The sequence below is a fragment of the Chitinimonas sp. genome (assembly GCF_041904975.1).
Classification (GTDB): domain Bacteria; phylum Pseudomonadota; class Gammaproteobacteria; order Burkholderiales; family Chitinimonadaceae; genus Chitinimonas.
This window is the reverse complement of sequence record NZ_JAYRLZ010000020.1, coordinates 17,369-27,292: the sequence shown is the minus strand read 5'-3', so window position 1 is coordinate 27,292 and position 9,924 is coordinate 17,369. Positions and strand designations below refer to the sequence as shown.

Genomic DNA, 9,924 nt, shown 5'->3' with positions numbered 1-9,924 from the left:
TCACCGCCAGCCACCAGCACCTGACCGAGCTGTTCTCCAGCTTTGGCGAATGCGGCGTGGCGGCCGAGCGGGTGGCCGACCAGGTGGCGACACAAGCGCGGCACTATCTGGATAGCGGCGCGGCGGTGGGCGAGCACCTGGCCGACCAGTTGCTGCTGCCGATGGCGCTGGCGGGCGGCGGTAGCTTTACCACCCATATTGCCTCGTCGCATTTGCACAGCAATATCGCGGTCATTGAGAAATTCCTGCCGGTGGAAATCACAGTGCAGCAGCAGGCTAATGGCCTGTGGCGGCTCGATGTGGACGGCGAGGCGGTACGGAGGGCGGCGCCGGCCCGCGTGGCCTAGTAGCGATGCCGGTCTATCTGCTTGCGGACTTTGCGCAACACCGCTGCCAGATCGTCCTGCGCGACCGAGCCCAGCGCCAGGCGCAAGGCATGCGGCGCTTGGGCGGTGGTGGCAAACGGGGCGGCAGTCGCGACGGAAATGCCTTCATCCAGCAGGGCCTTGGCGATCAAGTCGGCGCGCACGGCTTCTTCCATGGCAAGCCAGACAAAGTAAGACGTCGGGTGAGCCTGGCACGGCAGTCCGGCCAGCGCTGCGGCGGCAATAAGCTGGCGCGCACTGGCGTCGCGCCGCTTCTCATCCTCCAGCTTCGCCACCGTGCCGTCTTCCAGCCAGTTGCATAGCAAGGCCGTCATCACGCCCGGTGCATTCCAGGTAGTGGCCCGAATGGCGCGCTCCAGCTTGGCGATCCAAGGGGCGGGCGCGGCAACCATGCCGACGCGTAACCCAGTGGCCACGCTTTTGGAAAAACCGGACACATAGACCGTGATATCGGGCGCCAGCGCCGCCAATGGGGCGGGGGCGTCGTTCACCAGAAAGGCGTAGGCGGCATCTTCGATGATCACGGTGCCGAAGCGGCGGGCCAATTCCACCAGGCGCTGACGTTGGCCGGCTGGCATGACGCTGCCGAGCGGATTGTGCAGGGTGGGCATGACATAGATGGCGCGAACCGCCCGGCTCTGGCACAGCTGCTCGAATGCATCGAGGTCGGGGCCGTCCGGCGTGGCCGGCAGCGGTGCCAGCTCCAGCCGGTGCGCCTCGGCCAGGACTTTGAAGCCTGGGTAGCTCAGTGCATCTACCGCTACCACATCGCCCGGCTGCAGCATGGCCATTACCGTGACGGCCAGCCCGTGCTGGGCGCCGTTGACGATCAGCACCTGCTCACCCGGGTGTTCCAGTCCGCGTACCCGCAGATGCTGTGCCACGATGGCCCGCTCATGCGGGCGGCCGCCGTGCGGCTGATAGCGCAACAAGGCGTCGAGATCGCCGGCAGTGGCGAGCTGGCGCAGGCCATTGCGCAGCATGTCCGCTTGCCCCGGTAGCGCCGGGTAGTTGAAATTCAGGTCGACCATATCATCGGCCACCACTTGCTGGTCTACGCCCAGCGCCGCCGGCAAGGCCGTCTCGCGTACAAAGGTGCCGCGTCCGGTTTCGCCGCTGACCAAGCCCATGGCGGCCAGCTCGGCGTAGACCCGGCTGGCCGTCACCAGGGCCAGCCCTTCCCGGCGTGCCAGTTCGCGGTGGGTGGGCAGGCGTGTGCCGGGGGCAAGCGCACCACTGCGAATCTGGGCGACAAGTCGGTCGAGTAGCTGCTTATAGCGGGCGGTGGCCATAGTCCAATGCATCCATGACAATTATTTGATTGTATTGGAATGGAATCATACGATGCGCCATCACTTCATTCCAAGCCGGAGTCGCCATGCATATCGCCATCTTGTCCTTTGACGGTTTCAACGAGCTCGATTCCTTTATCGCCCTGGGCATACTCAATCGCGTCAAGCAGCCCGGCTGGCGCGTATCGATCGCCAGCCCCGCCGAGCGGGTACGTTCAATGAACGGTGTCTGGGTCGAGGCCCAGGCCAGCCTGCATGATGCGGCGCAAGCCGATGCGGTGATTGTCGGCAGCGGCATGCTCACGCGCGACGTGGTGGCCGATCAGGCGCTGATGGCGCAGTTGCAGTTCGACCCGTCGCGCCAGCTGCTGGCCGGGCAATGCTCGGGCGCGCTGGTGCTGGCCAAGCTGGGCCTCTTGGCCGATGTGCCGGCTTGTACCGATCTGATCACCAAGCCTTGGGTGGAAGAGGCCGGTGTCCGGGTAAGCAATCAGCCCTTTGTCGCCCATGGCAATGTTGCCACCGCCGGCGGCTGCCTTGCCTCGCACTATCTGGCCGCCTGGCTGATCGCACGCCTGCAAGGCGTGGAGGCTGCCCGCGACGCCATTCACTATGTCGCCCCGGTGGGCGAGAAGGATGACTATGTGGCGCGGGCCATCAGCAATATCGCGCCGTATCTATAAGAAGGCCGGATCGCCTCGGGACTCGCTGAACAAATCCACTTGCGCGCCAACAGCGCGGTTCCCCGCGCAATGCGGGACTGGCGATGGTGGATGAAGACTCGATGCGATCAGAGCCTCCCCGGGGGCGGCTGCGATTGCGGACTATATCGCGGCTAAAGCCGCGCCTACGGCGTTTGTCATTCGATTCACAAATGGATTTGCATCAACCAGCAGCAGGAAGGGCGCGCCATGCACAACTTTGACGAATATGAACAGGCATTGGCCCGACAGGCGCTGGTCAGCATGGTAGATGCCTCTGGCTCGCTTGAACTGGTGCGCGGATCGGTATGGCTGACCGAAGAGGGCGGCGAAGACCTTGTCCTGCAGGCCGGTGATGTGCATATCCTGCAAGGGTGGGGCAGGCTGGTGGTCGAGGCACTGGTTCCGTCGCAGCTGCGTTGGCGCCTTAAGGACGTACAGTCCGAAACCGCAGCTAGCCCGACGCTTGTAGCCAAGTCGACACCTTGAGGGATAGCAATCGTCACCGTTGTAGCAAGACGGTAGCGAGCCGGACTTCAGGCGCGTGGCTGGCAGGATTCAAGCGATGGCAAGCACTGACGCCGCGAGAGCGGCGCCAGTTCGGTGAAGCATGGCGAATCACCGCATGAATTCACCATGCAAACACAGCATAGAAATTGCTTATTCCGACACGTTTGTCCTTGGGAGTAAGGCTGTACGTCAGGATTGCTATAAATCCCCATTGGCCAGGTTTTCGCTCATTTGGCCTCTGACTATGCATCAATTTATTGCATACATCGTGCGAAATGATTCGTAGATCAGAAATCAGTCTGCCACTCCGGGAATGGTCGTTCTACCCGTAGAACATGTGGGAGCATTTTCCGAATTCGCCCAGGCGAAGACCAGAGCATAGAAGACCAAGGTTTTAGAGTGGCCGATATAAATATAAAGCGAACAGGCCGCAAGCACGGTGGCTTGCGGCCTGAGCGGTTGATTTACGTCGGGCATTCAGCTCAATTGACATCGGCCGCTAGATCTTTTCGGAAGTGCCGGCTCACTTTATATACTAACGTGGGCGTGACGGTGGTGCGGTGTCTCCATTGCTGCGCGGCTCATAGCCTCCGTTTCGATCTTTAGTGCAACCCAGAGATACGTGCGGGGCCCAAGGGTATTGGGCTTTGATTGCAGCGGCAAGTTTGTCCATTGTTAGGTCGTATTGAATTGTACTGGTAATCTTCACGCAAGGGGTATACTGCCCCCACCCCCAGCCAGTCGAAGTCATCATTTGATATCCAGCGCCTTCAAGCCAGTATACGGTTGGTTGAGTGGGAGTGGGGGGGGTGTAAGGTTCGCAGCCGCGTTCCGGATGATCTACGATAATCCGTTGCCCGTTTTTCCAAATCGGGTAGTACCATCCGCCGCGCGTGCCATCTGGCCTAGTGGGGCACATATATGATTGATAGATAACCAAACCATCGTTGGACGATATGCCTGACCCGTCGATTTCCATTCTTTCGATATTGGGCATGCCATTTGTTTTGCTGTCCCAAAGAGCTTTGCCTGTAGTGTCATAAACAACTGCATTACCATCTGTCTGGAATGCAAATGTCGCACCGCGATTCTTAGGGTCTCCACCTGTGAAGGTTTGCCAAGCAGCACGTCCGCGGACCCACAGTACCAAATTACCATCAGATTGCATGACTAGCGAATAACCTTCACGAAGCGTGATCGCTTCGCCCGACGCAAGCCCCTGGCCAGGGAACAAGGCGCCATAGCGGGTGGCGCTAACTTTCGGTGAATCATGTTGTTCGAAAAGATTTGCCTTGGCAGTCAGTGCCATAGCAGATGCAGTAATTAGCATTGCAATTTTTTTAACTGTTGCTTTATTCATTTCTAAATGAGGGCTTGTTGAAGGAGGCGGGAATTTCGCATTGTTCGAGAATGTATGCAATATGCATAATTGGGAAATATTCACATAAGCGAGAAAGTGCATATTTCTGCAATTTTCATTGTGACAGTTGCAAAAAAATACACGTCCCATGCTTTGATAAATTTTTTAGCCTGTTGTTGCGATGCGAGCGCCTAAAAAGCTGTATGTCTCGGAAAGCCCGATTTGATATTTTTGTGTTGCGTTCGTTTAGCTATCTGGATCAAAGGTCGGTTGCCTATGCGCATAAGCAAGCACTTTTGAGTTGGGAGTGGAGGTAGGAGGAGCTGAGCTCAAAGCTCAAATACTAGTGCGATATTGGCAGCCGCAACGATTGCCTGTAGCGCGAGTGAGCCAATCATTGACCTGTCCGAACCTTGGGTTCGGACAGGTTGAGCGAAACCATGTTTTGCCCGCTACTGTTGCCGAGGTTCTATCTGCCCAGCGACGGAATCGGCTTGGCTTCCAACTTTGGCACCGGCGTTTCTTTGAGCAGGCGCTGCAAGGTGGCGATGGCGGTTTGCAGCTGACGATCCTCGCCCAGGAAGCTGGCATGCGGCGGGTTTTCCACCTCGATATCCGGCGCCACGCCTACGCCCTCCACCAGCCAGTTGCCCGCTACATCGAACTGCGGCGCATTGGCGGCACGCGCCATGCCCAGGTCGGCCAGGCGGTTGGCGTCGTTAAGCCATACTCCGGCACCGGCAGTGCGGCTGCCGACAATGGGGCCGAGTTTCAGCGCCTTGACGCCGGCGGCGAAGGTTTCACCGTCGGAATAGGTCAGTGCATCGGTCAGTACCACCAGGCGGCCACGGAAGCTTTGCTGCATATTGACGTTGGCGAATGAGCGCGAGCCCTGCCAGAACGCCCACACCCGGCGCAGCAGCTTTTCGATGACCCAGCTGTCGATATTGCCGCCGTTATTGCGCCGCACATCGATGATCAGGCCTTCGCGATCCACCTGGGCATAAAACTCGCGCACAAAGCTGCTGATATCGGCCGCGCCCATGGCGCGCAGATGCAGATAGCCGAGCTTGCCGCCGCCGAGCTTTTCCACCTGTGCCTTATTGCCCTGCTCCCAGTCGCCATAGCGCAGCGCCATCTGCTGCTGGGCATTGACCGGCGTCACCACCGCCTTCCATGGCTTGCCGTCGCCGCGTTGCAGCTCCAGCAATAGTTGCTGGCCGGCCTGATTACGCAGCGCATCGGAGAAATCGCGCAAGTCGCGGCTGGGGCGGCCATTGACCGCGATGATCACATCGCCATCGCGGATATCCAGGCCCGGTGCCTGCAGGGGCGAGCGCTCCGCCGGCAGCTCGCGCTCGGTCTTGTAGATGCGGGCAATGCGCCAGCCATTGGCCGCTGGCTCCAGCTCGGCGCCCAGGCCGGCCGGTGTGGCGACATCGCTGGCTGGCCGCTCCTCGCCGGGGACGATCTGCGAATGCAGGGCGCCCAGCTCGGCCGACATCTGCGCCAGCACATCGTCAAGCTCGGCGCGCTCATTGACGCGTTCCACCAGAGGGGCGTACTTGCGCCGTGCCGCCGACCAGTCCACGCCGCGCATGGCCGGGTCGAAGAAGTAATCACGGTGCATGCGCCAGGCATCGTTGAACATCTGCCGCCATTCTTCGCGCGGGTCGATGCGCAGCGCCCAGTCATTCAGGGCAATGGCTTGTTTGGCGATATCGGCAGGCGCTTTGGCAGCGGCATCGACGATATACATATCGCCCAGGCCCCGCGCCGCCTTCTTGCGGATAAACAGCTTCTTGCCGTTGTGCGACAGTGCGAATTCCTGCACCTCGCCCATGAATGTTTCGGCAGCGGCGCCCTTGTTGTCGATGGCGAAGGTCTTGAGGGTATCGCCTTCATTGTCCAGCACATACAGGCGGCTGCCATCGCTGCCGAGGTCGCGGTAGTCGCCGGCGGCCAGCGGGACTTCATACAAGCGGCCCGGCAGGCCATCGAGGACGATGGCGGGCTTGCCGCCTGGCTTTTTGGCATCGTCCTTCTTGCCTTCCTTGCTATCGGCCGGCTTGGCTTCACTGTCGGCTGCGGCGCTGCTCAGCTCGGTTTTGGCGGCAAAGGCGAACTGGGCATCCGGTTGCAGGGCCAGGCCATACACCTTGCTGCGGCGGCTGAATTGCGGGCCGGTATTGCGATCGCCCCACGGCGCCTGGTTGGCCAGCTGGAACTGCCGTTCCGACAGGAACCACAGCCAGCGGCCATCGGCAGAAAACACCGGCGAGTGCGAATCATATTTGTCGCTGGTCAGCCATTGCGTCAGGTTGCGATCCAGCGAGTACAGGGCCAGCTGGTTGCGGCCTTGATTTGAATTGGGCCGAACGAACAGCAGGTTGCGACTATCGGCTGACCAGCTCAGCTGGTCGTATTCGTGGCGCTGCAGATTGCCGCCTTCGCGCTTGCTGGCATCGTCTATCACCGTGTTCTTGCCGCTGGCCAGTTCCAGCAGCCAGAGCCGGCCCTTTTTGTCGGTATGGGCCAGCCATTTGCCATCCGGCGAGGGCTGGATGTTCAGGCGCAAGCCATCGCCATCTTGGGTGAGTGCCTTGCCGCTGCCGCTGCCATCGGCCGGAAACTGCCAGATTTCCTGCTCGCCGCTGGCATCGCAAACGGCATATACCCATTTGCCATCCGGGCTCAGCACCGCATTGCGCAGGCGGCTGCCGGCCGGTTGGGCGACTTCGGCGCGGCGCAGCTTGTTCTCGCCGGCTACCAGCACATGGCCACGTACGGTAAGTGCCAGCCGCTCGCCATTGCCGGCCAGCGCGGTGGCGGTGCCGTATTGCAGCGGCTGCCTGAGCCAGCGCTCGCGCGTTTGCTGGTAGTCGGACAGCAGCTTGATATTCAGCACCTGGTCTTGCCGGCTCGCCAGGTCGAACAGGCGCAAGTCGGCGCCCAGCTGGTACACCACCCGGCCCTGGCCGAGGCTGGCGCTGCGCACATCGAAATCTGTGTGGCGGGTCAGCTGCTGCGCACCACTGCCATCGGGCTGCAGGCTCCACAGATTGTCGTGACCATCCTGATCGCTGATCACCAACAGCCGCCCCTGCCACCACATCGGCCGGCGCAGATTGGCGTCGCGCGGGCCGATACGCTCGGCTTCGCCATTGCCGCCGAGCTTGTAGCGCCACAGTTGCGACAGGGCGCCACCGCGATACTGGCGCGCATTGTCATTGGTGACCGCCAGGCCAAAGCGCACGAAGTAGAGATACTCGCCGCGCTCGTCCAGCACCGCGTCGTTGGCATCCGATAGCGGAAACACCCGCCGTTGCAGGGTTTGCGGATGCACCGCCGCGACTATGCGTTCCGACAGCGGGCCGGTGGCGCCGGCGGTGGAATACAGCACTTCGCCGCTGGCGGTCCAGCCCAGGGTCAGGGCGCGGCTATTGTGAAAGGTCAGCCGGGTCGGCTCGCCGCCTTGCAGTGGCATCACATACACCTCCTGCGGGCCTTCATAGGCGGCGGTAAAGGCGATCCAGCGGCCATCGGGCGAAATGCTGGAGCGAATCTCGCTGGCCGGATTGCTGGTGAGCCGGCGCGCTTCCCCGCCGTTCAGCGAGGCGGTCCACACATCGCCTTCGGCGGTAAACGACACGGTGTCGCGGTAAATGCTGGGGAAGCGGAAGTAGCCGTTGCTGGTGGCAAAGCTGCTGGCAGACAGGGCTGCAGCCAACAGCGCCAGACGAAAACGTTTCATTGGGTATCACTCGGGCAGGTGGGGTGGCAACGACCCCCTGGCCGCGCCGGCCGGGCATTATGGCAAAAAGCCGAGCCCTGTTGCCAGAGCCCGGCCTTGCCCTTATTGCGGGATAAAGGCCTCGCCGACAAACACCCGGCTGGCACTACCGCGCTCCACCCGGTGGTGCTGCAGGCGCCGCGACGATTTGCGCTCGGCCTCGCCCTGCGCCTGCAAGGCCTGCAGCTTGTGCAGGATCAGCCGCTCGGCAATGCGCTTATTGGCATGCTGGCTGCGCTCGCTCTGCACCTTGACGCTGATGCCGGTGGCGATATGGGTGGCACGCACCGCCGTCTCCACCTTGTTGACATGCTGCCCGCCCGGCCCGGATGAGCGGGTGACGTCGTAGCGGATGTCGCCGTCGAGACTGGCAGCGGGCGCTTCACAGCGGCTGACGCCGATAAACCAGTTCTTGCGCAGGTGGCCTGCGCGAAACGGACTGGGGCAGATCCATTGCACGGTGCCGGTCCAGGCCTGCGCCAGCGCTTCTTCAGCTTCGCCATCGAGGCTGATCAGCGCCGAGCGCAGGGTGCCGGCGCGCGGGCCGGCTTCGTGCTCCTGTAGTTCGGCGCGCACACTGCATCGGTCGGCTTCCCATTGCAGGCGTTGCACCGCCTTGGCTACCGCCAACGCACATTCGGCCGGCCCTTGGGCGGCGGAGAGTTGTAGCAGGATCATTCGCAGCACCCCCCGCGCGTCTTGTAGGTAAGCACCGGCTTGAGCCTCGCCAGCAGGCGGATCAGGCCGGCGTCGAGCAGCGCGGCAATAATGCTCTCGGCCGGTTTGTAGGCTTCGGGCGCTTCTTCGAAAATCAGATCGCGATCGGCGCAGATCACCTGGCTACCGAGCCGGGTGCGGCTGAGCTGGGCGGCGGTATAGCGCTTGCTCAGCCGCCCCTTGCAGTCGCTGCGCATCCACTTGCGGCCGGCACCGTGTGCCAGCGAATACAGACTGGCTTCTGAGGGAAGCGGCTGCACCAGATAGCTGTAGTCACCGCGCGAGCCCGGAATCACCACCACACCGGAATCGGCCGGCGTCGCACCTTTGCGATGCAGCCAGCCGCTTTCACCCGCGATGCAGGCCGGGCGGACCAGGTTATGGTTGATATCGAGCAGCGGGCGCCCATCCGCACCCCATTGCCGCAGCATGCGCCGGGCGATCAGCAGCCGATTGGCCTCGGCAAAGCGCACCGCACCATCATGCCGGGCCAGATAGTCCTGCGCCGCTTCGCTTGCCGCATGCAAGCCGCGATGGCCATGCAGATGAACCTGCTCTTGCAGGATCAATTGCCCCAGACCGCGCGAGCCGCTGTGTACCAGCAGTTGCAGGCGGGTTTTGTCGAGGCCCAGCGCTTGCGTGGCGGCATCGTCGTACAGCCTGTCCACCCGCTGCAGCTCGGCAAAATGGTTACCGCCACCGATGGTACCCAGTGCCTGTTTGAAGCCGGTGTCGGCAGGCAGCAGATTGGCGATGTCGTCCTGCCAGGCCGGGCCCAGCGGGCCATCGATATTGCCGAGCTGCTTATCCAGCTTGCCGGGGCTGGCCTTGGCGGCATTCAGGCTGGTTTGCCATAGCGCCATGCCGCAGCCGATATCGCCGCCAATCAGGGCGGGGTAAACATGGTCGGTCGAAAAGAAGGCCGCGCCGATCGGGTAGCCACGCCCAGGGTGCAGATCGGGCATGCCGGCGACCCGGGTCATGCCGGGAAGCTGCGCGCTGGTGTGAAGTTGCTGGATCGCATCACCTTCGATCCAGGTGTCCGGCGCCGCAATCAGGCTGACGCGCTCGGACAGGATTTGCATTGAATTGCCCATGTATTATCCAGTTCAGATATTGAATGTGCTGACTGGCAGGCCCTGGGCAGGGGAGAAGTTCTACATCG

8 protein-coding genes are annotated in these 9,924 nt (G+C 61.9%); 3 read left to right on the top strand and 5 right to left on the bottom strand.

The window, feature by feature from the left end:
* The coding region (locus ACE3OH_RS03620; protein ID WP_374348531.1) for an RNA 3'-terminal phosphate cyclase at window positions 1-347 on the top strand (347 nt) is incomplete at its 5' end.
* Here ACE3OH_RS03620 and ACE3OH_RS03615 read toward each other — a convergent pair.
* Window positions 344-1,678 (bottom strand): PLP-dependent aminotransferase family protein, encoded by a 1,335-nt coding sequence (locus ACE3OH_RS03615; RefSeq protein WP_374348529.1) that lies wholly within the window; start codon window positions 1,676-1,678, stop codon window positions 344-346. The two genes, ACE3OH_RS03620 and ACE3OH_RS03615, sit on opposite strands and share 4 nt — an antisense overlap.
* 86 nt (window positions 1,679-1,764) lie before the next feature.
* Between ACE3OH_RS03615 and ACE3OH_RS03610 the strand changes: the two genes are divergently transcribed.
* Window positions 1,765-2,361 carry a DJ-1/PfpI family protein gene (locus ACE3OH_RS03610; RefSeq protein ID WP_374348526.1) on the top strand — a complete coding sequence of 199 codons (597 nt, stop codon included), beginning with the start codon at window positions 1,765-1,767 and terminating at the stop codon, window positions 2,359-2,361.
* A gap of 228 nt (window positions 2,362-2,589) precedes the next feature.
* The gene (locus tag ACE3OH_RS03605) at window positions 2,590-2,868 is read left to right on the top strand and encodes a DUF2917 domain-containing protein (RefSeq protein ID WP_374348523.1); all 279 of its coding nucleotides are present in this window, start codon (window positions 2,590-2,592) and stop codon (window positions 2,866-2,868) included.
* A gap of 556 nt (window positions 2,869-3,424) precedes the next feature.
* Here ACE3OH_RS03605 and ACE3OH_RS03600 read toward each other — a convergent pair.
* The 4 genes from ACE3OH_RS03600 to ACE3OH_RS03585 all read right to left on the bottom strand — a co-directional run bounded on the left by ACE3OH_RS03600 (window position 3,425) and on the right by ACE3OH_RS03585 (window position 9,856).
* Window positions 3,425-4,351 (bottom strand): hypothetical protein, encoded by a 927-nt coding sequence (locus tag ACE3OH_RS03600; protein WP_374348520.1) that lies wholly within the window; start codon window positions 4,349-4,351, stop codon window positions 3,425-3,427.
* Between the two features lie 367 nt (window positions 4,352-4,718).
* The gene (locus ACE3OH_RS03595; RefSeq protein WP_374348517.1) at window positions 4,719-8,003 is read right to left on the bottom strand and encodes a S41 family peptidase; all 3,285 of its coding nucleotides are present in this window, start codon (window positions 8,001-8,003) and stop codon (window positions 4,719-4,721) included.
* Window positions 8,004-8,105: 102 nt separating this feature from the next.
* On the bottom strand, window positions 8,106-8,720 hold the full coding sequence (prfH, locus tag ACE3OH_RS03590) for a peptide chain release factor H (protein WP_374348514.1): 615 nt from the start codon (window positions 8,718-8,720) through the stop codon (window positions 8,106-8,108).
* Entirely contained in the window at window positions 8,717-9,856 is a 1,140-nt protein-coding gene (locus tag ACE3OH_RS03585; RefSeq protein ID WP_374348510.1) for an RNA ligase RtcB family protein, read from the bottom strand. The genes prfH and ACE3OH_RS03585 overlap by 4 nt, the downstream gene beginning before the upstream one ends.
* Between the last annotated feature and the right edge of the window lie 68 nt (window positions 9,857-9,924).

Coding starts and splice junctions, on each gene's coding strand:
- ACE3OH_RS03615 (WP_374348529.1), bottom strand. CDS start 1,678: ATGGCCACCGCCCGCTATAAGCAGCTACTCGACCGACTTGTCGCCCAG.
- ACE3OH_RS03610 (WP_374348526.1), top strand. CDS start 1,765: ATGCATATCGCCATCTTGTCCTTTGACGGTTTCAACGAGCTCGATTCC.
- ACE3OH_RS03605 (WP_374348523.1), top strand. CDS start 2,590: ATGCACAACTTTGACGAATATGAACAGGCATTGGCCCGACAGGCGCTG.
- ACE3OH_RS03600 (WP_374348520.1), bottom strand. CDS start 4,351: ATGCACTTTCTCGCTTATGTGAATATTTCCCAATTATGCATATTGCAT.
- ACE3OH_RS03595 (WP_374348517.1), bottom strand. CDS start 8,003: ATGAAACGTTTTCGTCTGGCGCTGTTGGCTGCAGCCCTGTCTGCCAGC.
- prfH (WP_374348514.1), bottom strand. CDS start 8,720: ATGATCCTGCTACAACTCTCCGCCGCCCAAGGGCCGGCCGAATGTGCG.
- ACE3OH_RS03585 (WP_374348510.1), bottom strand. CDS start 9,856: ATGGGCAATTCAATGCAAATCCTGTCCGAGCGCGTCAGCCTGATTGCG.